The sequence below is a fragment of the Shewanella sp. BJSY2023SW001 genome, from assembly GCF_047314685.1.
GTDB classification, from domain to species: Bacteria; Pseudomonadota; Gammaproteobacteria; order Enterobacterales; family Shewanellaceae; genus Shewanella; species Shewanella indica.
Genome location: NZ_JBKORF010000017.1, coordinates 12,933 through 34,870 on the forward strand (window position 1 = coordinate 12,933; position 21,938 = coordinate 34,870).

24 protein-coding genes and 3 tRNA genes are annotated in these 21,938 nt (G+C 50.4%); 17 read left to right on the forward strand and 10 right to left on the reverse strand.

The genetic code is table 11. The features are described from left to right. Positions 1 to 470 precede the first annotated feature (470 nt). The 4 genes from ACMHXH_RS03635 (at position 471) to ACMHXH_RS03650 (ending at position 2,235) form a co-directional block, all read left to right on the forward strand. Positions 471 to 857, forward strand: a complete 387-nt coding sequence (locus tag ACMHXH_RS03635) for a hypothetical protein (RefSeq protein WP_144361749.1) — start codon at positions 471 to 473, stop codon at positions 855 to 857. 170 nt (positions 858 to 1,027) lie between these two features. Then, entirely contained in the window at positions 1,028 to 1,285 is a 258-nt protein-coding gene (locus ACMHXH_RS03640; protein ID WP_144361748.1) for a hypothetical protein, read from the forward strand. Between the two features lie 70 nt (positions 1,286 to 1,355). Then, a complete protein-coding gene (locus ACMHXH_RS03645) occupies positions 1,356 to 1,754 on the forward strand; it encodes an SMI1/KNR4 family protein (RefSeq protein ID WP_039034267.1) in 399 nt (132 codons plus the stop codon). 100 nt (positions 1,755 to 1,854) lie between these two features. Next, positions 1,855 to 2,235, forward strand: coding sequence for a hypothetical protein (locus ACMHXH_RS03650; RefSeq protein ID WP_071476912.1), 381 nt, complete (start codon positions 1,855 to 1,857; stop codon positions 2,233 to 2,235). A 515-nt stretch (positions 2,236 to 2,750) separates the two neighbouring features. On the opposite strand, the gene ACMHXH_RS03655 is transcribed toward ACMHXH_RS03650, so the two are convergent. The 5 genes from ACMHXH_RS03655 to rpsU all read right to left on the reverse strand — a co-directional run bounded on the left by ACMHXH_RS03655 (position 2,751) and on the right by rpsU (position 7,462). After that, a tRNA-Ile gene (locus ACMHXH_RS03655) sits at positions 2,751 to 2,827 on the reverse strand. A gap of 180 nt (positions 2,828 to 3,007) precedes the next feature. After that, positions 3,008 to 4,855, reverse strand: a complete 1,848-nt coding sequence (gene rpoD / locus ACMHXH_RS03660) for an RNA polymerase sigma factor RpoD (RefSeq protein WP_101094736.1) — start codon at positions 4,853 to 4,855, stop codon at positions 3,008 to 3,010. Positions 4,856 to 4,988: 133 nt separating this feature from the next. Further along, entirely contained in the window at positions 4,989 to 6,716 is a 1,728-nt protein-coding gene (dnaG, locus tag ACMHXH_RS03665) for a DNA primase (RefSeq protein ID WP_413737626.1), read from the reverse strand. A gap of 80 nt (positions 6,717 to 6,796) precedes the next feature. Then, a complete protein-coding gene (locus tag ACMHXH_RS03670; protein WP_071476911.1) occupies positions 6,797 to 7,240 on the reverse strand; it encodes a GatB/YqeY domain-containing protein in 444 nt (147 codons plus the stop codon). A gap of 6 nt (positions 7,241 to 7,246) precedes the next feature. Continuing rightward, entirely contained in the window at positions 7,247 to 7,462 is a 216-nt protein-coding gene (rpsU, locus tag ACMHXH_RS03675; protein ID WP_006080725.1) for a 30S ribosomal protein S21, read from the reverse strand. A 196-nt stretch (positions 7,463 to 7,658) separates the two neighbouring features. Between rpsU and tsaD the strand changes: the two genes are divergently transcribed. Further along, positions 7,659 to 8,675, forward strand: a complete 1,017-nt coding sequence (gene tsaD / locus ACMHXH_RS03680) for a tRNA (adenosine(37)-N6)-threonylcarbamoyltransferase complex transferase subunit TsaD (protein WP_039034926.1) — start codon at positions 7,659 to 7,661, stop codon at positions 8,673 to 8,675. Positions 8,676 to 8,774: 99 nt separating this feature from the next. Here the strand turns inward: tsaD and plsY are convergent, their stop codons facing one another. Beyond that, positions 8,775 to 9,371, reverse strand: a complete 597-nt coding sequence (plsY, locus tag ACMHXH_RS03685) for a glycerol-3-phosphate 1-O-acyltransferase PlsY (RefSeq protein ID WP_373297541.1) — start codon at positions 9,369 to 9,371, stop codon at positions 8,775 to 8,777. Between the two features lie 275 nt (positions 9,372 to 9,646). On the opposite strand from plsY, the gene folB reads away from it, so the two are divergent. Genes folB through ACMHXH_RS03705 form a run of 4 tightly spaced genes read left to right on the forward strand, consistent with a single transcriptional unit; the run spans position 9,647 to position 12,138 of the window. Next, positions 9,647 to 9,997 (forward strand): dihydroneopterin aldolase, encoded by a 351-nt coding sequence (gene folB, locus ACMHXH_RS03690; RefSeq protein ID WP_039034924.1) that lies wholly within the window; start codon positions 9,647 to 9,649, stop codon positions 9,995 to 9,997. Between the two features lie 7 nt (positions 9,998 to 10,004). Further along, entirely contained in the window at positions 10,005 to 10,502 is a 498-nt protein-coding gene (folK, locus tag ACMHXH_RS03695) for a 2-amino-4-hydroxy-6-hydroxymethyldihydropteridine diphosphokinase (RefSeq protein ID WP_319619953.1), read from the forward strand. A gap of 16 nt (positions 10,503 to 10,518) precedes the next feature. Beyond that, positions 10,519 to 11,319: an undecaprenyl-diphosphate phosphatase gene (locus tag ACMHXH_RS03700; protein WP_319618907.1), complete on the forward strand. Its 801-nt coding sequence runs from the start codon at positions 10,519 to 10,521 to the stop codon at positions 11,317 to 11,319. A 9-nt stretch (positions 11,320 to 11,328) separates the two neighbouring features. Continuing rightward, complete coding sequence (locus tag ACMHXH_RS03705) at positions 11,329 to 12,138, forward strand: putative RNA methyltransferase (protein ID WP_039034921.1); 810 nt, start codon at positions 11,329 to 11,331, stop codon at positions 12,136 to 12,138. A gap of 130 nt (positions 12,139 to 12,268) precedes the next feature. On the opposite strand, the gene ACMHXH_RS03710 is transcribed toward ACMHXH_RS03705, so the two are convergent. After that, a complete protein-coding gene (locus tag ACMHXH_RS03710) occupies positions 12,269 to 12,535 on the reverse strand; it encodes an Lpp/OprI family alanine-zipper lipoprotein (protein WP_025010519.1) in 267 nt (88 codons plus the stop codon). A 227-nt stretch (positions 12,536 to 12,762) separates the two neighbouring features. After that, complete coding sequence (locus tag ACMHXH_RS03715; RefSeq protein ID WP_413737629.1) at positions 12,763 to 14,004, reverse strand: multifunctional CCA addition/repair protein; 1,242 nt, start codon at positions 14,002 to 14,004, stop codon at positions 12,763 to 12,765. 167 nt (positions 14,005 to 14,171) lie between these two features. On the opposite strand from ACMHXH_RS03715, the gene ACMHXH_RS03720 reads away from it, so the two are divergent. Next, positions 14,172 to 15,827 (forward strand): ExeA family protein, encoded by a 1,656-nt coding sequence (locus ACMHXH_RS03720; RefSeq protein WP_335912736.1) that lies wholly within the window; start codon positions 14,172 to 14,174, stop codon positions 15,825 to 15,827. Continuing rightward, positions 15,827 to 16,945 carry a general secretion pathway protein GspB gene (locus ACMHXH_RS03725; protein ID WP_226684737.1) on the forward strand — a complete coding sequence of 373 codons (1,119 nt, stop codon included), beginning with the start codon at positions 15,827 to 15,829 and terminating at the stop codon, positions 16,943 to 16,945. The genes ACMHXH_RS03720 and ACMHXH_RS03725 overlap by 1 nt, the downstream gene beginning before the upstream one ends. A 273-nt stretch (positions 16,946 to 17,218) precedes the next feature. Here the strand turns inward: ACMHXH_RS03725 and ACMHXH_RS03730 are convergent. Beyond that, positions 17,219 to 17,294 (reverse strand) — tRNA-Thr (locus ACMHXH_RS03730). Positions 17,295 to 17,301: 7 nt separating this feature from the next. After that, positions 17,302 to 17,377 (reverse strand) — tRNA-Phe (locus ACMHXH_RS03735). 376 nt (positions 17,378 to 17,753) lie between these two features. Between ACMHXH_RS03735 and ACMHXH_RS03740 the strand changes: the two genes are divergently transcribed. The 6 genes from ACMHXH_RS03740 to ACMHXH_RS03765 all read left to right on the forward strand — a co-directional run bounded on the left by ACMHXH_RS03740 (position 17,754) and on the right by ACMHXH_RS03765 (position 21,887). Further along, positions 17,754 to 18,302 (forward strand): cytochrome b, encoded by a 549-nt coding sequence (locus ACMHXH_RS03740; RefSeq protein ID WP_071476904.1) that lies wholly within the window; start codon positions 17,754 to 17,756, stop codon positions 18,300 to 18,302. 4 nt (positions 18,303 to 18,306) lie between these two features. Beyond that, positions 18,307 to 18,882 carry a YceI family protein gene (locus tag ACMHXH_RS03745; protein WP_028779012.1) on the forward strand — a complete coding sequence of 192 codons (576 nt, stop codon included), beginning with the start codon at positions 18,307 to 18,309 and terminating at the stop codon, positions 18,880 to 18,882. 172 nt (positions 18,883 to 19,054) lie between these two features. After that, positions 19,055 to 19,390: a thioredoxin family protein gene (locus tag ACMHXH_RS03750; protein ID WP_144361737.1), complete on the forward strand. Its 336-nt coding sequence runs from the start codon at positions 19,055 to 19,057 to the stop codon at positions 19,388 to 19,390. Between the two features lie 56 nt (positions 19,391 to 19,446). Then, entirely contained in the window at positions 19,447 to 19,989 is a 543-nt protein-coding gene (locus ACMHXH_RS03755; protein WP_044733973.1) for a dihydrofolate reductase family protein, read from the forward strand. After that, a complete protein-coding gene (locus ACMHXH_RS03760; RefSeq protein WP_144361736.1) occupies positions 19,986 to 20,477 on the forward strand; it encodes an AAA family ATPase in 492 nt (163 codons plus the stop codon). Before ACMHXH_RS03755 ends, ACMHXH_RS03760 begins: the two co-directional genes overlap by 4 nt. A gap of 219 nt (positions 20,478 to 20,696) precedes the next feature. Beyond that, the gene (locus ACMHXH_RS03765; protein ID WP_335912740.1) at positions 20,697 to 21,887 is read left to right on the forward strand and encodes a multidrug effflux MFS transporter; all 1,191 of its coding nucleotides are present in this window, start codon (positions 20,697 to 20,699) and stop codon (positions 21,885 to 21,887) included. Positions 21,888 to 21,938 lie beyond the last annotated feature (51 nt).

Below are 21,938 nucleotides of genomic sequence, written 5' to 3' on the forward strand. Positions count from 1 at the left end.
CTATGCTTGCAGCAAAATGCTCCGCAAAAGCGCGCCTGTTATCGACGGTTTTCGCGTTAATCTGCTGGTGAAATTGAAAACATCAATAAAGTCATAATGATATACGTATTCCTAGTGGATAATAGCTTTGGAAACCGCGTATGCTTACCCTACAGCTGTTAGTAGGTTTGAATTGGGTCATGAGGTATTCTGAGCTTGTTGCTGATAGCGAAGCAGTCTTGTTTGAACTAGCAGAGTTAACTGGTATCGCATACGAAAAAGGAGAGTTTGCGGCGTTTAAAGCGCCCAACTTCTGCCCGGTGTTAACACGTCTTCGCCGAGCTCAAAGGAAAAATGGATATCTAACAATAGTTGAACACTAGATTTTGACCAAAGAATGCTCAAGTACCAAACAATGTTTGAGCGAAAAATAAACTTTTAGTGGGTTGCTAGATTTTTTTGATGCCTTAATTGGGAAAAGGAGTTTCTTGATGAATGAACTGGCCAATGAACTAGAAAGCAAAGGGTACAATATCAAGATTCAAGGTAATACGATAATTATTCGTTTAGGAGGCTTAACCAACCCGGTATCGGTTACCTATGATTGGGCAAAAGGCCAATATGATGTTGGTACTAGAGATTTACCTCTCGGTATCATCTACACGTTTCTATTTTCTATTTCTCTTTACGGAGCCTTAGTTTCCATCAGTTTTGTGAATGTTTTTCTGATTGCAGTCAGTGCTTTCGGGTTTACCTCTTTGATCATCACAGAATTGAGGGTTAGTCCATTGAGGTATTTTATAGCTCAAAAAAACGGGATGAAAAGCAAGGAAAAAACAAGTAAACCCAAGCTTAAAGACGTGGACAATGAATCCTAGGTAGAGGTTAGCACGACTGAAATAAGTTCGATTTCATCAAAGCTCTACAACTCAAGGCTCTCTTTCGATTTCAAAGAGCTTAAACCATATAGCGCTGCTTGGATGCAGACAGAAAGAAGATTAATTTGTCATTCTATAATGGATAGCTTGATTTTTGTTAAAGAGACCAAATGGTAGATTTCAGTATTTCACAAATAGGCGCACTGATCCTGCACCGGAATTTTAAGCTTTCAAACTTACTAGAATCAAAAATAATGGGAGCACCATCAAAGGCTGATATCTGGCATTTGCGTTGCAGAAAAGAGGAGCTGCTAACGCTTCAGAAAGCATTGGCAGAAAGACTCAAGCAAAATGAACAAAACTCTTCTCTAAGCTTGGTTCTAGAAGAAATTGATGAAATATGTAAAAAAAACACAATAATATGCTAATTAGTATTGCCCATTCTGGGCTTAACCTCGCTACGATTAGCTGTTGTCGGCGTGACGCATAAAGGACGATATGGAATACGTAAACAAACCACCGGGAGTAAGTAGAGAATCGATTAGAGAGCTTGAAGGGGCTTTTGGTGTGAGCTTACCAAGTGAGTTTTATGATTGGTGGCAGAACAGTAATGGGGCGGACATCTTTTTTGGTTTTAAAGAGCTGCAATTTTTCTCAATCATAGAAATACTCGGTGAGGATATATACGAGTTAAAGAAATATATGCCTAACTCAATACCTATTTGTATGGATGGAAATGGTAATATTTGCGTAGCAAAAATTGAACAGCGAGAAATTTCTGGCTATTACATCGCTAATTGTGGTGATTTAGGCTGGGACGAGGCCAAATTTGTTGCTAAATCTCTTGTTGAATTGATAAGTGATCAAGTTTCGCCGGAGAGTAGATTAAATGTTTAAGAACTGGCTATGGCATTAAGTTTGAATCGCAATGCGTCATTATTTTGTTCGTTAAAATTGTTTGCATTGCTTAGATGTTGTTTTTTGAAGGGGAGTAATTGTGATATTGCCAAGTTATTATGCGGAATGGCTCAATAGTATTGATACGGCTGAAGCTGTCTGTTACAGAGGGAGTGAGTTCTATTTGTTCCCGGAGAGTGAGCTTATTGATGAAATCACGATAGATAAAAACACTGTCAACACCTTTAATCAGCTTTATGCCTTCATCAAAACTCAATTGGAAGTTTCCGGTAGTTCTCCTTTAACCATTGAACAATGCAGATCTTGCATTACGATCGGAACTGATAATGGCAATCCAGTTTTTATCGATCTAATGCGTGACTCAGAATTGTTCTGCTATTACCTTGATGGTGGTTATATTGAAGCGAAAGGTGGTAATTTGCTTAGCTTAACAATGGAGGCGGAAATTTATGAGACATAGGGTAGCTGAGTGAATAAAGAGTTAATCACTGGCGAAGTTGTTGTGGTTGATTAAAAGTGATACTCGAGTAAGAAATTGTTGAAAACGATGGGTGCTTGGTATTTGGTTTAATAATAATGACTTTGTTGTATTCAGTAAGTGCAGTGGAGGGGGCAATATTCTGTGTCAGCCTGTCATAGCTCGATGTGAGCATCCAGTCGTCCCTCTAAGTGAAGCGACATTTGTGGCAGGGGCAGATTCCAGCAGTACAGAGAAACCTTGGTGAGCAACATACTGAGTTGAAATTCCGCTGACTTCTTCCTCCAGATTATTTATCTTCGTTCTAAATGCCTGCTGTGTTGTGCTTCTTGCAAAGGACTAGGGCTATTTGCTGCGAACCACGTCTTGTATCCAGGCCCGTAAGCCAATGCAGAGCACACATGGGGCTTGTTCGCACAACTGAGTGATAGAAAATAAACATACCCAGAAACAACAAAGGCTTAGCTAAATTGAGTTAGCTAAGCCTTCGAAAAATATGGTGGCCCCTCCCAGACTCGAACTGGGGACCTAACGATTATGAGTCGTGTGCTCTAACCAACTGAGCTAAGGGGCCGGCTTAAGGCAATCGTCATCACCAGAAGCGGGAGAGAGTATACGAAGTTTAATTGCGCTTGTCACCCGTGTTTTGCGCATTATTGATGCTATTGCTTTCAAGTGGTTATCTGTTAATCAGACTTGAGTCTTAAAGGCAATAAAAAACCCCGCGATGCGGGGTTTTTGTACAAAAGCTTGTTTACTCGTCCAGGAAGGACTTGAGGATTTCCGAGCGGCTCGGGTGACGCAGCTTACGCAGTGCCTTGGCCTCAATCTGACGAATACGTTCACGGGTAACGTCGAATTGCTTGCCCACTTCTTCCAGGGTGTGGTCAGTGTTCATGTCGATACCAAAACGCATTCTGAGAACCTTGGCTTCACGGGCTGTCAGGCCAGCCAGCACCTCATGAGTGGCGCTCTTGAGGCTTTCGCTGGTGGCGCTGTCCAGTGGCAGCTCGAGGGTTGTATCCTCGATGAAATCCCCCAGATGCGAATCTTCGTCGTCCCCGATAGGGGTCTCCATGGAGATAGGCTCTTTGGCGATTTTCAGCACTTTGCGGATCTTGTCTTCCGGCATCATCATCCGCTCGGCAAGTTCTTCCGGAGAAGGCTCGCGTCCCATTTCCTGCAGCATCTGCCGCGAGATACGGTTGAGCTTGTTGATAGTCTCTATCATGTGTACCGGGATACGTATGGTACGGGCCTGGTCCGCGATGGAGCGGGTAATGGCCTGACGGATCCACCAGGTAGCATAGGTAGAAAACTTATAGCCACGACGGTATTCAAACTTGTCTACTGCCTTCATCAGACCTATGTTGCCTTCCTGGATCAGATCCAGGAACTGCAGGCCACGGTTGGTGTATTTCTTGGCGATAGAAATAACCAGACGTAAGTTGGCTTCAACCATTTCCTTCTTGGCACGGCGAGCCTTGGCTTCACCTATGCTCATGCGGCGGTTGATGTCTTTGATTGAGGCGATAGACAGACCCGTTTCGGCTTCGATGGCTTCCAGCTTGGCGCGGCAACGCAGCACGTCTTCCTCGACCATTTTCAGGCCTTCGGCGTATGGCTTGCCGGAGTTCATCTCAGCGTTGAACCAGCTGATGTCGGTTTCGTTGCCGGTGAAGAGCTTAACAAAGTTCTTCTTCGGCATTTTGGCCTGTTCAACACAAAGCTTGAGGATCAGGCGTTCCTGAACCCGCACTTTGTCCATCATGCTGCGCATGCTCTTGACCAGACGGTCAAACTGCTTGGGCACCAGACGGAATTCTTTAAAAATTTCGCCGATGTGGAACAGAGCCGCGACTGACTCGGGGTGATCGCGTCCCTTGAGTTCGATGAGCTTCAGTGAGTTTTCATAGACGGCACGTAGTTGGCCGAAACGCTCACGGGCTTCTTCCGGATCCGGGCCTTTTGAGCCTTCATCTTCGGAATCGCTGTCGTCATCTTCGTCATCGTCGTCCATATCATCTTCATCATCCAGGTCTTCATCGGATAACTCTGAGCCAATATGGGTGGCGCTTGGGCCTACATTGTCTTCATCGGGATTGACAAATCCAGAGATAATGTCGGACAGGCGGATCTCTTCGGCCTCGAACTGATCAAACTGTTCGAGGATCATGGCGATTGCCTGTGGGTACTCGGCGACTGAGCTCTGTACCGTGTTGATGCCTTCTTCGATACGCTTGGCGATCTGAATTTCGCCTTCGCGGGTCAGCAGTTCCACTGTGCCCATTTCACGCATATACATACGCACTGGGTCTGTGGTGCGGCCCAGCTCGCTCTCGACTGAGGCCAGAGCTGCTGCGGCTTCTTCGGCGGCATCTTCATCCGTGCTGTCTTCCGACATCATAATGTCATCGACATCCGGTGCTTCTTCAAACACTCGGATACCCATGTCATTTATCATCTGGATAATATCTTCGATCTGGTCAGAATCGACCATATCTGCAGGCAAGTGGTCATTCACTTCTGCATAGGTTAGGTAACCTTGCTCTTTGCCTTTGGCGAGCAACAGTTTAAGTTGCGACTGCGGAGTTTGATCCATAGATATCATCCAAGTTGGGTAACTGTTACAACGATGGGCAGCGGCCTTGGGCTCTTGCCGCACAAATCGTCAATTATAGCCATGTGCGCATCCCTGTGCTAGTCCGGCGACCGGACCCATAAATTGAGAGAGCTTATTGGCAGCTTTTCATCGCTGCGATTAGCTTCTTAAGCTGTATTTTCTCTTCTTTAGTATGGGTCTGTTTCAGACTTAATTCCTGGTAACGTTGCTCAATGTATTGATTGTTCAGCCATACCAGGGATTTTTTGAACTCTTGCTCCAGGTTTTCATCCGCCACTTGATGCTCCCATTGGGCTAGTTTTCTCAGGGCGGAAAATTCGTCCGTATCCCTGAATTGCTCAAGTAGTTGTGCGCTGTTCATCTTCTGGGCGCGAGTCAAATCCAGTAATTCGACCAGCAAGTCTATGCCGGCCATCTGCAAATGCTTAAGAGCCGGTTGGGGGATCAAATTCAGCCCCAACTGTGGGTGTTGTACCAGCAAGGCGACGGCGAGTCGCAGCGGGGTACCCCGGCCCTTAAGCGCTTTATGCCGGGCAGAAGCCACCCCTTGGGGGCTCTTGAATCCCAGCTTCTTCTTCAGATCATCTGCGCTGTTCATGCCGAGCCTGTGTGACAGGTCTTCGAGCAATAGATTTTGCAGCACAGTATCTTGAATCTTTTCAATCAGAGCTATGGCCTGTTTCGCCAAGTTGCCCTTGTCTGTCCCGTATTTAGTGGTCAGGGTATCGAACAGAAACCCTGTCAGTGTTTGCGCTTCATCTATCAATGCCTCGAAGGCTTCTTTGCCTGTCTTACGCACCATGGAGTCGGGATCTTCCCCCTGGGGCAAAAACATAAAGCGCACTGTATCGCCGGGCTTAAGCAGTGGCAGGGCGGTTTCCAGTGCGCGCCAGGCTGCTTCTTTTCCGGCGTTGTCACCGTCATAACAGCAAACCACTTCTTTGGCGCTGCGCAGCAACAACTGAAATTGTTCGGCTGTGGTCGAAGTCCCCAGGGAGGCTACTGCATAATCGACCCCAAATTGAGCCAGCGCCACCACGTCCATATAACCTTCGACAATCAGCACTTGTCGGGGTTCTCTGTGAGCCTGCTTCAGTTCATAAAGACCGTAAAGCTCGTTACCCTTATGAAATATGGGCGTTTCCGGAGAATTCAAGTACTTGGGGGTACCATCTCCCAATACCCGGCCACCAAAGGCAATCACCCGGCCGCGTCTATCGCGGATCGGGAACATCAGTCTGTCACGGAAGCGGTCATAACGCTTACCGTTGTCGTTGCTGATAATCATCCCCGCAGTCAACAGTTTGTCCTGCGACTCCTGTTGTGAGCGGTAGCGACTCAGCAAGCCATCCCAGCCGTCGGGGGCAAAGCCTATGCCGAAGCGCTCGACCACCTGGTCTGATAATCCACGAAAGGCCAGATAGTCCAACACCTTCTGTTTGTCCTGGTGTTGTCTGAGCTGGCTTTGGTAATACCTGTTAGCCTCTTCCATCAACTGATAGAGATCGCGGCTGAGCACTTCGTCACGACGACGATTGGGGTTATTCTCCCGCGGTACTTCCAGCCCCAGTTGGCTTGCCAGCTCCTCAATGGCATCGAGAAACTCGAGACGGTCATACTCCATGATGAAGTCGATGGCATTGCCATGGGCACCACAGCCGAAGCAATGGTAAAACTGTTTATCTCTGCTAACGGTGAAAGAGGGTGATTTTTCGCTGTGGAAAGGGCAACAGGCAGAATAATTCTTACCCGCTTTTTTAAGGGGTACTTTGTGATCGATTAGATCAACTATGTCTGTGCGAGCAATCAGCTCATTGATAAAATCACGAGGTATAGCCATCAGACTGAGTCATGCACCCTTGACCGATGTAAACAAACAAGCCGCGCAGATGCACGGCTTGTTCATACGTGGAAACCCGCTTATTGCAGTTTGGCACGGATCTGGGCACTAATTGCACCCATGTCTGCACGACCCTGAACTTTGGATTTCAACGCTCCCATTACTTTGCCCATATCCGCCATAGTGTTGGCGCCGCTATCTTGGATAGCCGCATCAATCAGCGCAGCGATTTCGCTTTCGCTCAGAGGCTGTGGCAGGAAAGTTTCAATAACTTGAATCTCTGCTGCTTCGACTTCTGCCAACTCCGGACGACCCGCTGCCTCATATTGGGCAATGGCATCACGGCGTTGTTTCACCATTTTGGTCAAGACAGCTATTATCTGCTCATCATTCAGAGTTTCGCGGGTATCCACTTCAATCTGTTTGATGGCAGCTAATGCCATACGAATCGTACCCAGGCGGACCTTCTCTTTGGCCACCAAGGCTTGTTTCATCTGGTCTTTCAGCTTATCTATCAGGCTCATAAGGAATTAGTATAAACGTACGCGACGTGCGTTTTCGCGAGAAAGCTTCTTGGCCAGACGCTTAACTGCAGCAGCTTTTGCACGCTTACGAGCAGTAGTTGGCTTCTCGTAGAATTCACGAGCACGCACGTCGGCCAGGATACCGGCTTTTTCACAAGAGCGCTTGAAACGACGCAGAGCTACGTCGAATGGTTCGTTTTCACGTACTTTAATAATTGGCATACGCCATCACCCCTTAGGTGTAAGTTTGTATTGAGTCAATCACTTGACCCAAGTGGATTTAAAATGGTGCGGAATTTTAAACCGACAGGCACTGAATGTAAAGTCCCTAAAGTAAATTCACTTTAGCCTACAACTGGAGAAATCTCCTGGTTAGGGGTAGAATTGGCGCCCCTTTTCAGGTGGAAAGATTTCATAGATGCGGGTTTTAGGTATTGAGACATCCTGTGATGAAACAGGAATAGCGGTTTACGACGAAGAGCAGGGGCTGTTATCCCATGCACTTTACAGTCAGGTCAAGTTGCATGCCGACTACGGTGGTGTGGTGCCTGAGCTGGCATCAAGGGATCATGTGCGTAAAATAGTGCCACTGATCCGTGAAGCACTGGCCAAGGCCGATACCCGTATCGAAGATCTCGACGGTATCGCCTACACCAAGGGGCCGGGCCTTATAGGTGCGCTTTTGGTGGGGGCTTGCGTTGGTCGCTCCCTGGCATTTGCCTGGAATAAACCCGCTGTTGGTGTCCACCATATGGAAGGGCATCTGCTGGCGCCCATGTTGGAAGAGGATGCACCTGAGTTTCCCTTTGTGGCGCTCTTGGTTTCCGGTGGTCACTCCATGCTGGTGAAAGTAGAAGGCATAGGCAGCTATGAAGTCTTGGGTGAATCCATAGATGATGCGGCCGGTGAAGCCTTCGACAAGACAGCTAAACTGATGGGGCTGGATTATCCTGGAGGCCCAAGATTGGCTAAACTCGCCGCCAAAGGGGAAAAGTCCGGTTATAAGTTTCCCCGCCCTATGACCGACAGACCGGGTTTGGATTTTAGTTTCTCGGGACTGAAAACCTACGCCGCCAATACCATAGCCGCCGAACCGGATGATGAGCAGACCCGTGCCAATATCGCCAGGGCATTCGAAGAAGCCGTGGTCGATACCATGGTTATCAAGTGCCGCCGCGCATTGGAGCAAACCGGCTTTAAGCGCTTGGTTATTGCCGGTGGTGTCAGTGCCAATACCCGTCTGAGAAGCTCACTGGCCGAGTTGATGCAAAGTCGTGGCGGCAAGGTTTTCTATCCCAGAGGCGAGTTCTGCACAGATAACGGCGCCATGATAGCCTACGCAGGCTTGCAGCGCCTCAAGGCCGGCGAGCGTGAGACGTTGGCGGTGAAAGGGCAGCCGCGTTGGCCGCTGGATACCCTGGAGGCGATTTCCTGAAGGAGCCTAGCTAACTCATCCTCTGTAACCTGAAAAGTAAAAGGCGCCAATGGCGCCTTTGCTGTTTTTGTGACAGTCGTTACAACCGTGCAATTGCTTCTATTTAGTGCGCCTGGAGCGCGACATTTTGGATTCTTCCCCCTTGAGCAGGCGGCGAATATTATCCTTGTGGCGGATAATGATCAGTGTCGATAGCATGGCCACCGGCAGGGTAAATCTGTCATCCAGCCACCAGGTATATAAAGGTGCCAGCAGGGCGGTAACCAGGGCCGCCAGTGAGGAATAACGGGTCAGTAAAACCACCACTAACCAGGTACCCATCAAACACAGCGCCAAGCCTTCACCTATAGGCGCCATGGCACCGAGCGCTGTGGCTACGCCTTTGCCGCCCTTGAAACCGAAGAAAATCGGGTATATGTGTCCAAGGCAGGCGGCAATGGCTATCACCCCAAGCCAGACGGCATCTATCCCCATCAGATAAGCGGTATAAGCGGGCAGAGCCCCTTTGAGCATATCAAAGAAAAACACCATGGCGGCGGCCCAGGTGCCACCGATACGCAGCACATTAGTCGCGCCTGGGTTGCCGGAGCCTTTGCCTCTGGGATCCGGCAGACCCTTGAGGCGGCACACCAGCACGGCGCTGGAGATAGAGCCGAGCAGGTAAGCGGCCACAATCATCATTGGGGTCAGTACCATGGTACTCAAATTGGTTTCCTTACTCGTCTTAAGGTATTATCGCGCACATTGAAAAATGCAGCCCTTGCCCGGATAACCCAAGGTGAAAATCTTGACCACTTAATGGTGGTTGGAAATTTCGGGTTCATCTTGTCCTTCAATGCCTTATCCTACTTAAGATTGGGCCAGGTAGAAAGGGGCTGCCGTGAATATCTCCGGAACGCGTCGGATTATAGCGGTTTTATTGACGTTAGCTTATCTGACCTCAGGCCCGGCAGTTGCTAAGGGGGGATTTTATGGACAGAGTGCTGATACGGGAATTACAGATAGAGACGGTTATTGGGATCTACGAGTGGGAAAAACAGATACATCAGACACTGCTTATTGATCTGGATATGGCTTGGGATAACAGAGCCGCTGCAGACAGCGATGATTACAGCCAGGCGCTCTGCTATGAAACCGTCAGCAAGCGTCTTACCGACTTGATTACCGCAAAGCCTATTGAGCTGATTGAAACCGTCGCCGAAATGATAGCCCATTGCCTGATGAGTGAATTTGCAGTGCCTTGGGTCAAGGTGCGGGTGATGAAGCCCGGCGCCATTCCTTCGGCCAAAGCGGTCGGTGTTGAAATCGAGCGTGGTATCTAACGGCAATATGGCACATATCTACATCAGTCTGGGCAGCAATATCGACCCGGAACGTTATCTGCGTGCAGCTATCCACGAGCTGCACGCTGCTTTTGGCGAGCTGCTGTTGTCATCGGTTTACGAGAGTGAATCAGTGGGATTCAAGGGCAGCAACTTTCTCAATATGGTGGTGGGCGCTCATACGTCACTCGGTATTGCCGAAGTGGTGGCCTGTTTCAAGCAGATAGAGCTGCGCCACGGTCGGCTCCCGGGTGCCAAAAAGTTTGCTCCGCGGACTCTTGACTTGGATCTACTGCTCTACGATGACAAGGTCTGTCAGCTGCCTATTGTTTTACCCAGAGCCGAGATCCTGACCAACGCTTTTGTGCTTTGGCCACTGGCTGAACTGGCACCGCAAACCAAGCATCCTCTGGCACAACTCAGCTACCAGCAGTTGTGGCAGGAATATGATAAGGCCAGTCAGAAGCTCTGGCCTATCGCTTTCGATTGGGGCCTGTCGGCCTGATTTTTTAAGGACAATTATGGACACATTACAGGTCATTATCCTTGCCCTGATCCAGGGCCTGACTGAATTTTTGCCTATTTCCAGCTCGGCGCACCTTATTTTACCCTCTCAGTTACTCGGCTGGGAAGATCAGGGGCTGGCCTTCGATGTGGCAGTGCACATAGGCTCACTACTCGCTGTGGTACTCTACTTCCGTGCTGAAATCATAGCTATGCTGAATGCCTGGTTTGGCAGCATATTCAAGGGCAATCACAGCGCCGAGAGTAAACTCGCCTGGTGGATTATTCTGGCTACCATACCTGCAGTCATCTTTGGTTTTATGGCCAAAGATTTGGTTGAAACTTATCTGCGGGGGCCGGGTGTTATCGCCATTACTACTGTGGTATTCGGTTTGCTGCTCTGGTGGTCAGATAAGATGGCTCGGCTTGAACTTACTGAGTATCAAACCGGTTGGCGCAAGGCATTGATGATAGGTTTTGCCCAGGCATTGGCGCTTATTCCCGGCACCAGTCGCTCGGGGATCACCATGACTGCGGCCCTGATGCTGGGGCTTAATCGCGAGGCGGCGGCGCGTTTTTCTTTTTTGATGTCGATTCCAGTGATCCTGGGCGCGGCGCTGCTGATGGGCAAAGATCTGCTCGAAGGCGGGCATGTGATTGACTGGCAAGCCTTGATTTTGGGTGTGGTGCTTTCTTTTGTCGCGGCCTTCACCTGTATTCACCTGTTTTTGAAGATCATCAGCAAGATGGGCATGCTGCCTTTCGTGATCTATCGTTTGGCGCTCGGCGCACTTCTGTGCGGCTTTATTTTTCTGTGAGGCCTTAAGATGAATTCAGTGCAATTTCAGTGCCCTGTTTGCCAGAGTGAACTCAGGCAACATCTGGCATCCAGAGGTTTTTACTGCGCCAACAAACATCACTTCGATCGCCAGGAAGACGGCTATTGGCTGCTGGCCAAGCCCAAGAGCGCGGCGGTACATGCCTTGTCGCGCCAGGCGTTGCGGGCCCGGCGTTTTTTGTTGCAGTCTGAGTTGATGGCGCCTTTGCATCAGGCGCTCAATCTCAAGCTGACCAGACTTGCTGAAAACTGTGAAGCTGTACTTGACCCCAACGCCGGAGACGGCGCTTTGCAGCAGATGCTGCAACTGCCGGAAGAGCTGCAACGCCTGTTAATCTGTGATGCGCAAAATGCTGCCTTCGCTGCAGCCAAGGCATTGCCTGAGGCGCAGGTTTTTCTCAGTGTTGCCAAGCGTTTGCCCTTCGCAGATGCGCAGTTTTCACTGGTGACTCTGCTCGATGGTCAGCTCAAGGGCAAGGAGATCCCCAGGGTGATGAAGCCGGGGGCACATCTTATGATGTTGGCACCCGGGCCCAGGCACTTATGGCAGTTGCGTGAACAATTGAATGCTGACCTTAAGCTGCGCGAGTTCAGTATCAGCCTGCCTGCAGAGTTGACAGTGCTGGAAACCGAGAGCTTGAGTTTTTCGCTGGATGTCAGTGGCGAACAGGCGTTGACGCTTCTGGAAACCACCCCTTATGCTTGGCGTGCCGGTGAAAAGCAGAAGCGCTCGATTGCCGGACGGGCCATCAAGGGATTGGAGCTGGATTACCGTTTGTTGGTGATTAAACGAAACTGAGTTTGAGCCTTGGATTTAGGCTGAAAAGTGAAGGTTAGCTGGAATCTTGAACAGGACTGAATGGAAGCCATTGTAGGCTTCAGCGAAAAGCAAATCGGCAACACCTTGGTGTTGCCGATCCGGGACTGAATTACTTCTTGTAACGAGAAGCAACGTTGTCCAAGCGGTCGTTAGCACGCTTAGCTTCAGACTGAGCGTCCATAGCAGCAGCTTTGGCATCTTTAACGTCAGCAGACAGTTTGCCTTGCTCTGCTTTCAGAGAGCTAACTTCGGCTGATAATTGATCAACTTTGTTGCCCAGGTTAGCAACGCTTTCTTCCAGAGCAGTGGTGTTGGCACAGCCACCCAGCAGAGCAGTCATTGCTACGCCAGCAATCATCAGTACTTTTTTGTTCATGAAGAAATCCCTTTAGATAGGTTGGATTTTTAATGGCTCGACTGCAAAACAGCCGACACCGCCTAATTATGTCATAGTCAATTTATTTTGCTACGAATATTCACGCACAGGCCACTTTACCTTATCGAATACTCATTGAATTGCCAAGTCTTTGGGAAAATAGCCAGTTTTTTTCGCTATTTTTTTAACATAACTGAAATTATCACTGTCAATATCTTGCCTTTCTCTCAGGAAGCGGCGGAATTCAGTAACAGTTGCTTTTCTTGACGTACTGCAGCAATCCGCTGCTGAGCAAGTTCTACCCTGATGGCCGGGCCCTTGTGCCCTGCTGCTACTATGGGTTTGACATCTATCGCCGCTGCCACCGCAAAAAACTGCCTCAACGCCTGCGCCTGAGGGTAGGGGGCTTGTTCAAGCCCGGTGCGGCCTTTGGCATCGGCCTCACAGGCCAGCGCCAGTTGCTCCAGGCGCTCTGGCTTGCGCCAGAAATCGGCTTTATCGAAGATTTTCACTATGGTTTCCGGTCTGAGCTCCATCAAATTATGAATATTTTGATGCTGATCGCTGACCAGCAATGCCAGATCTCGATACTTAGAAGGCACTCTGAGCCGCTCACACAGATTGCGGATAGGTGCCAGACCTTTCTGGCCGTGACCGTGATGTTTGGGCAGCATGTCGGCCGGGGTCAAAGCCTTACCGAGATCGTGTACCAGCGCGGCAAAACGCACCGCTTTGTCCTGGGTCAGTCTAGCGGCTTGCTCCAAAACCATAAGTGTGTGAATGCCGCTATCGATTTCAGGATGCCATTTGGCCGGTTGCGGTACGCCGAACAGGGCGTCGATTTCCGGCATCAGTGCTTGTAAAGCCTTGGCCTGACGTAGAACTTCAAAGAACACCTGGGGCTGCTCGCAGCCGAGCACCTTATCCAGTTCCTGCCATACCCGCTCCGGCGTTAGTGCGCCAAGCTCGGGGCCGGCGGCAATTTCCTGCATCAGAGCCAGGGTTTCTGGGGCGATACTGAAACCTTGAGGCGCAAAGCGGGCGGCAAATCTGGCCACTCTGAGTACCCGTAGCGGGTCTTCAACGAAAGCGGGGGAGACATGCCTTAGCACCCTGGTTTCGATATCCTTTCGGCCGTTGTAGGGGTCGTGCAGTTCGCCATCCTCACTTTGGGCTATGGCATTAATAGTCAAGTCCCGCCGCAATAGATCTTCTTCCAGAGTGACGTCGGGCGCCGCATAACAGGAAAAACCGCCGTATCCCAAGCCTGTCTTGCGCTCGGTTCTTGCCAGGGCATATTCCTCTTGGGTTTTGGGGTGCAGAAACACAGGGAAGTCCTTGCCCACCTGCCGGTATCCCAGTGAGACCATCTGCTCCGGAGTCGCTCCGACGACCAGATGATCCCTGTCTTTGACAGGCAAACCCAATAGCTTATCGCGTACCGCTCCGCCAACCAGATAAATCTGCACGCTTGTGAATTCCTTATAATCGACTGCTTTGGTAATGGCCTCAGGATACCATGAGAGCGGGCCGCTGGGGACTTTCCCGTGCATCACATAAATGGCGGCCGGGGTTTTACAATTTATGACCTTGCCTTAAACTGAGCAGTCTCTAACAAAGAAGGATGGTAGTGCCTATGTACAAGGCCTTTTATGGACTGAACGATAACCCGTTTTCAATTGCACCCAATCCCAGTTACCTGTTTCTCAGTGACAGGCATAGGGAAGCCTTGGCGCATTTGACCTATGGCCTGGGAGAGACGGGGGGCTTTGTGCTGCTGACGGGCGAAGTGGGCACAGGGAAAACCACGGTTTCCCGTTGTTTGTTGCGGCAACTACCGGATAACACGGATACTGCCTTTATCCTCAATCCATCTCTAACCGAGCTTGAGCTGCTGGCCACACTTTGTGATGAGTTGAAAATTCCTTATGGTGAGGCACCTACCCTTAAGCAGTTGACCGATCATATCAGTGGTTTTCTGCTGGCTAACCATCAGGCCGGACGTAACACTGTATTGATCATTGATGAGGCCCAGCATCTGCGGGCCGAAGTGCTTGAGCAACTGCGTCTGCTTACCAATCTGGAAACTGATACCCGTAAATTGTTGCAGGTGATCCTCATAGGTCAGCCCGAGTTGCAGCAACTGCTCAAGCGTCAGGAGTTGCGGCAACTGGCGCAACGTATAACCGCCCGGTACCATCTGTTGCCGCTCACTGAAGAGGAAGTGGGTTTCTATGTGCAGCACAGGTTGCAGGTTGCCGGACGTAGCGAACCCCTGTTCAATCGCGGCGCGATTCGGGCGCTGCATAAATTCAGTGGTGGTATTCCAAGGCTTATCAACCTCTTGTGTGAGCGAGCACTGATGGCGGGTTATGGTCAGTCGCGAACGCCTATTGATGCCAAGATGGTGGCCTCTGCCGCCGAAGAGGTGCTGGGAGAGAAAATCAAACAGCGTAATTATTGGTTACCGGCTTCTGCTGCCGCTATGCTGCTTTTGGCATTTGCCGGTGGTTACTATTTCCTGGCGCAGCCGGAGAAGGCTGTGGCCCAAGATCAGTCCGGACGCCAACTTCATTCAGGGACAGATGCCAAGCAGACTCAGGTTTCCGGTAATCCAGCTGCTGTAAACCATCCTTCTGTCAATCCAGCTGGCGCAGATAAGCCCACTGTCAACCGGGCACAACGGATCCTGACGCAGGCCATAGATCAGAGCCGCAATATAGATACTGCCTTCGCGGCGCTGTTTGCGCTTTGGGACAAGGTGCCATATTCAGGCATCAGCGCTTGTCAGGCCGCTGAGCAGCAGGGGCTTGCCTGTTATCAGCAGCAGGGTAATCTCAACTCCTTGCTACGGCTCAATTATCCGGCTGTGGTCTATCTGGAAGATGAACAACAGCAGCCTTTCTACGGCACTTTGGTTACTAAAGATGGTGAACAGTTACTGCTACAACTCAATGAACAGCAACTTTGGGTCAGTGTTGATTGGTTCAACCGTCATTTCAGCGGCACTTTTGAAATTATCTGGGATGCCCCCAAAGATCCGCTCAAGGCGATAGGCCCCAGTGCCGGCTTGGCTCAAGTGCAGTGGCTGGAAAATACTCTGGCGCAGGTAGATGGGCGCCAAGCCAGATTAATGAGCTATTTTGACAGCGAGTTGGAGCAGTCGTTGCAACAGTTTCAACGTCGTCATGGTTTGAAGCCGGACGGTATTGCCGGTAGCCAGACTTTGGTTCAGCTCAACCTGTATCTGAGCCATCAAGGGCCCAGATTGTATGCGGGGGGAGAGAGCTGATGTCTATTCTTCTTGATGCGGTGACCCGGGCCAAACAGCAGGAAATGGGAGAGCAGTTGGATCCTGTGTTGACCCCCAGGGCGCAATATCGTCAACCTTCATCTGGCAGAGCCTATTTCAAGCCGCTGGCAGTATTGGTAGTCGCTGTACTGGCAGGAGGGGGGCTGGCTTGGGGTTGGCACATGTTGGATAACAGCAAAAAGATTCAGTCTCCCGAGACATCTTCAGTTGAGGCGCAAGCCTCGCCACAGGGTGCCCAGCAGCAAGCCAGGAAACAAGATAATCCTCAAAGAGACAAGCAACCAAACCAAGCGGCCGAGAGGGCTGCTGAGGTGCGTTTAGCCGGAAAAGTTGCTTTGCCTCTGGCTCAACCTATACCTCAGGCTCAAGTGGTTCAATCTCGACTAACCCAATCGCAAACTATACAGCCGCAGAGCACACAGCCTCAAAATGCCCAAGCTGTGAGTAGCACAAATCTAAACCAAAGGGGCGAAGCCAATCAGAGTCAGGCTTTAGCGAGTACTGAGCTTAATCATAATGATACGCTGGCTGCCAGTGTGGCTGAAGCGGCCAAAGAGCTGCAGTTTGAGCAAGTTCAGTCTGGCAGTTCATCTTTTGCAAATCAGCGGCAAGCGATACAGGCAGCGGATGAGGAGCCGATTATCCTGGGAGCCAATCCCAACCGCCGCGGACTTGAAGTGCTCGAGTCACTCAAGCGCCAGGTCAATGATGCGGCTGAGGATGTGGGACTATCCAGTGCCGAGAGTCGCCGCCAGGATGAATTGGTGGCTCAGTTTCAGGCTGCATTAGCCGATGTTGAGCACCGACACTCGGCGGAAAAACCTGTATCGCCTCCTGAATTGGACCCCATTCCCAAAACTGAGGAAGAGGTGCCTCCCTATGGAGGCTTGCCTGCCGGACTGCAACTGCAAGTGCCTGAATTTGATATCAGTGCCCATGTATACGCTTCAGAGCCTTCCAAGCGTTGGTTGAATGTAGACGGTGCCGAATTGCAGGAGGGCGATAGTATCAAAGGAATATTAAAGGTTGTTGAGATCCGTCCAAGAGATGTGGTGCTGGAAATTCAAGGGCAGAGGTTTAGGGTACCGGCAATCTGACCTGGTTTTAAACTGGCGATGAACCTGAAAATGGACTTTCAATGGGGCGGATAGCCTCTGCATCCAGAGTCAATCTTCACCGTCAGGCCTGTTCAAACAAGCACTCCGAATGATGTTTGTTTGAACAGGCCTTTAATACCAGGTTCTGCTATGGCTCTAAGCTATATATGACTACGACATGGGGAAGATTAATGATTAGAGACAAGGAGTTGGGCCGGTAGACAGTTACAGAAACAAAAACGCCACTCGGTGAGTGGCGTTTTTGCTGTTTCATGGTGCCGGCACCAAGAGTCGAACTCGGGACCTACTGATTACAAGTCAGTTGCTCTACCAACTGAGCTATGCCGGCTAAATTGTGGTGCCCGAACCCGGAATCGAACCAGGGACACGCGGATTTTCAATCCGCTGCTCTACCAACTGAGCTATTCGGGCAACTGAACTGAGTGTCAGTCATCTACTTCGAACCGGGGGTTGAGGCCCGTGTCGTTCGGAGTGCGCGTATAATATAGTTCTGAATTTTTTCCTGCAAGTGCTTTTTCGGCATAAATCCTGTGTTCGCTCAGTTAATGCTCAGAATTGGGCTTTTTGAGCTGAAATCAAACTGATATCGCTTGAAAAGCCAGCAGGCCGCCCATTGCATCAAACTATCTTTGCCTCAATCTGCCGTGTTACCCGCAGCACTGTGGCTCTTTAAGTCCACCTTTTGTCCTTCTTTCTAAAATTTCGAAATAAATAGCCAATATTTAATGATTTTAGTTTTCATTTAGTTTCCATATGATGTGCTTAAGACATAGCTTAAGGATAGAAAATGCTTGCCAACACTCGTCAGGGCTACGGCCTTGTCAGCATTTTGAACCACTGGTTATCGGCTATTGCCGTGATAGGCCTGTTTGGGCTCGGCTACTGGATGGTTGATTTGACCTATTACAGTGCCTGGTATCAGAAGGGGCCACATCTGCACAAGAGTATCGGCATTTTGCTGTTGGCGCTTACCTTGGTCAGATTGTTGTGGAAACTACTGAGCCCGTCGCCACAGGCGATACCGGACAAGCCTTTACTGCAGAAGGCGGCCCGTTTGGCGCATTGGGGACTCTACCTGTTGCTGCTGCTGATTATGTTGAGCGGCATATTGATCTCCACCGCCGATGGCCGGGGTATCGCGGTATTTGACTGGTTTGAGCTGCCGGGTGTCGGTGAGCTGTTTAACAATCAGGCCGATATCGCCGGGGCGATACATAAATACGCCGCCTATAGCTTGATAGCCCTGGTGGTGCTGCATGCCTTGGCGGCGCTGAAACACCATTTTATCGACAAAGATCAGACACTCGTCAGGATGATTAAACTCAAGAGAGGATAGCAAAATGAAAAAGACCCTGTTTGCCGGTTTGCTAGGCAGCGCCCTGTTATTGCCTTGCGCCGTGAATGCCGCCGACTATGTGATTGATACCCAGGGCGCCCATGCCTCTATCAACTTTAGAGTCAACCATCTTGGCTACAGCTTTGTGGTCGGGCGTTTTAACGAATTTGAAGGCAGCTTCAGCTTTGACAAGGCCAACCCGGCAGATGCCAAGGTGAATGTGACCATCAACACCCAAAGCCTGGATTCAAACCATGCCGAGCGGGACAAGCACTTGCGTTCGGCCGACTTCATCAATGCCGGCAAGTATCCCAAGGCCAGCTTCAAGTCCACTAAGGTGGAGGACAAAGGCAATGGCGAATTGGCGATTACCGGTGACTTTACCCTCAATGGGGTCACCAAGCCGCTGACCATAGATGCCAAGGCTATCGGTGAAGGGCAGGACCCTTGGGGTGGTTACCGCGCCGGGTTTGTCGGCTCTACCGAGTTTGCCCTCAAGGATTACAAGATTACTACCGATCTGGGCCCGGCTTCCACTCACGTTAAACTTGATCTGGTGGTTGAAGGGGTTAAACAGTAACCCACAATAGTTTTTACAGAAGGCGCCGTCGGCGCCTTTTTCTTTGGCTTGTAAACTGGCAGCGAAAGTCACCGAAAGTCACCGAAAGTCAGCGCCGATATGGCACAATGAGCGCCAATATAAACAATAGAGCCCGGGTACTTGGGCCGCCGGTGAGTTGTGAGTTGAAACCATGTTGAATATCGAAACCCTTGAGCAGCTTAAACAACTGCTCGAAAGCCAACCCGCGGTATTGTTGCTGTTCGGCGGCGAGCATTGCGGCGTGTGTCAGGCGTTGAAGCCCAGAATAAGCGCCATGTTGGCCGACGAGTATCCACTATTGCAGGCGGCCTATATCGATTGTCAGGGCCCTGGCCAGCAGCTATCTGCCCAGATGAGTATCTTCAGTCTGCCCGTGGTGCAGGTCTATTTTGGTGGCGAAAAGTTTGCCGAGTTGCAGCGGGTATTTTCTCTGGCGGATCTGCGGGAGGCAATCGACAGGCCATATCGGCTCAGTTTTGAGTCTTAGGGAAAATAATCGACAGGGCTTTCTGTTATTGAGTTCGGAGCTAAAGGAGTAGTTAGATGAAAAATAGGGTGTATATGGCCCAGAGTCTGGATGGTTTTATTGCCGGACCCAATGGTGAGCTTGATTGGTTGGCGGCAATAGATAACCCGGAGGGCAGCGATCTGGGATTTGCCGAGTTTATGGCTTCGGTCGATGCTCTGCTCATGGGGCGCAACACTTTTGAGGTGGTGGCCGCCTTCGATGCCTGGCCCTACGATAAACCTGTATTTGTTGCCAGCAATAGTCTCAAGCAATTACCGGAGGGTTTTGCCGGCAAAGCCGAGTTAATTTGCGGCTCGGCAACTGAAATGCTCGGCACCTTGCATGCAAAGGGGTACCACAACATCTATCTCGATGGCGGCGCTCTTATTCGCTCCTTTATTGCCGCCGCTCTGGTCGATGAGCTGACCATTACCACAGTGCCTGTGTTGCTGGGGGGCGGGATCCGGCTATTTGATACCTTGCCTGGTTCTGTGAACTTGAAGCTGGTGTCATCACAGTTGCTGTTGGGGCAATTGGTAAAGAATCGTTATCAGTTTCAAAGGGAGACACAGGCATGAATCAAGTGGGTACCTTGATCTTTTTCTGCGGCAAGATGGGCGCGGGCAAGTCGACTCTGTCGCAAGAGTTGGCTTCTGAGCGGCACGCCGTCTGTATCAGTGAAGATCAGTGGCTTGCCGCTCTTTTCTCGCAAGAGATCCAAAACTTTGGCGACTATCTCAAGTTTTCGGCCCGGCTCAAACCTGTTATGAGCGCACATATTCAGGCCTTACTCGGTTGCGGTGTCGATGTGGTGCTGGACTTCCCGGCTAATACCGCAGTGCAGCGTCATGGATTCAAGGCCCTGGCCGAGGCGGCCGGAGCGCAGCATCTGCTGGTCTATTTAGAGGCAGATGATGAGTTGTGTCTCGAGCGTCTGGCACTCAGAAGAGTTCAATGCCCGGAGCGGGCAGCCTTCGACAATGAAACCGTCTTTCGGCAGGTGAGTGCCTATTTTGAGGCGCCAACGGCCGAGGAAGCGCTATCGATAGAGGTGCGCCCGGCCTGAAAACAGCTGACATGGCGTTCGCTATTTGGCTGTGGCAGACCAAGATTATTTGTGCCAATATGCGCCGGCCGGTTTGCTGCTCTTTGGCAGAGTTCAAACATGGCGCTATAGTCATGCGGGCGCGAAGGCGCCGCAAAATAGAGGTTAGATTATGAAGAGAGCAGTGAAGGCAGTCCAATTATCGCTTGAATAGATTCTTAGCAATAATTGGACGCAAAAATGAATAGAAACAATATCTGGAATTACTCATTCTTATACTCTTTGGTACTTCTGGTACCTTTCGATCTGCTTGCTTCACTGGGGATGGACTTATACCTTCCGGCAGTGAATGACATCGGCACAAGTTTCAAGGTAGGAAGGGAGCAGGTTCAGCTGACGCTGACCATGTATATGGCACTCCTAGGCCTTGGGCAATTGCTGTTTGGCCCCCTCTCGGACAAGTTTGGCAGAAGGCCGATAGTCGTTATTGGCGCTGTCTTGTACTCATTGTCCAGCCTGGCTATTCCCTTAAGTCCGAACTTTGATTACTTCCTGGGACTGAGATTGTTACAGTCGCTGAGCGCGTCTGCACTATTGGTTGCGGCGTTTGCCACGGTCAGAGATGTATTTGCCGAAAGGGAAGAAGGCGTAGTCGTTTACGCCATCATGGGTTCAGTGTTGGCTTGTGTACCGGCAGTGGCTCCGTTTCTGGGCGCCTTGATAGAAAAGCAGTGGCATTGGCAGGGCATATTTTACTTCCTGGGAATATTCGCTGCCGTGGTTGCCGTGCACACAGTGTTTAAATGGCCAGAAACCCGGCCGGCCAAAACCCAGCCGTTTCGTTTCAATAGCTTGTTCACCATCCTGGGGTCCAAGACTTTTATCGGTTATACCTTGGCTTATGCAACGGCAATGGGAACCTTCTTCGCCTACTTTTCCACCTCGCCCTCGGTGCTGATGGATACCTTGAGCCTGAGTAAACTCGAGTTCAGCCTCTGGTTCGGCTCGGTGGCGATTGTGATGGTACTGACCACCAGGTTCGTCAAGCCTTTGGTTAGGCGTTGGGGAATCAGCGGCACAGTGTTTCGAGGGCTGGCGGGGCTATTTGTCAGTGGGCTTATCCTCTATCTGTGCGAGTGGCTCTTTGGCGTTACCTTGCTTGGCTTTATGCTTCCCATGTATCTGATTGGAGTCAATATTGCCTTGACTTGTGCAGTCTCGGCCAACGGCGCTCTGCTCGCCTTCTCCGCTTCGGCGGGTTTGGCAACGGCGCTCTATTATGCGCTGGAAAGCCTGTACTTAAGCCTTATGGTCAGTGTGCTGATAAAGCTGATCCCGCCCGGGACCTCGGCCACCATAGCCGTGTATATCCTTATCTCTTCCCTGTTGGCTGCGGGCTTTATCCTGCTGGGGCGGCGGCAGAGTAAATAGCTTCTTATAAGCTTGCAGGCCACACTTGAGCTTATTCAGGTGTGGCCTTCG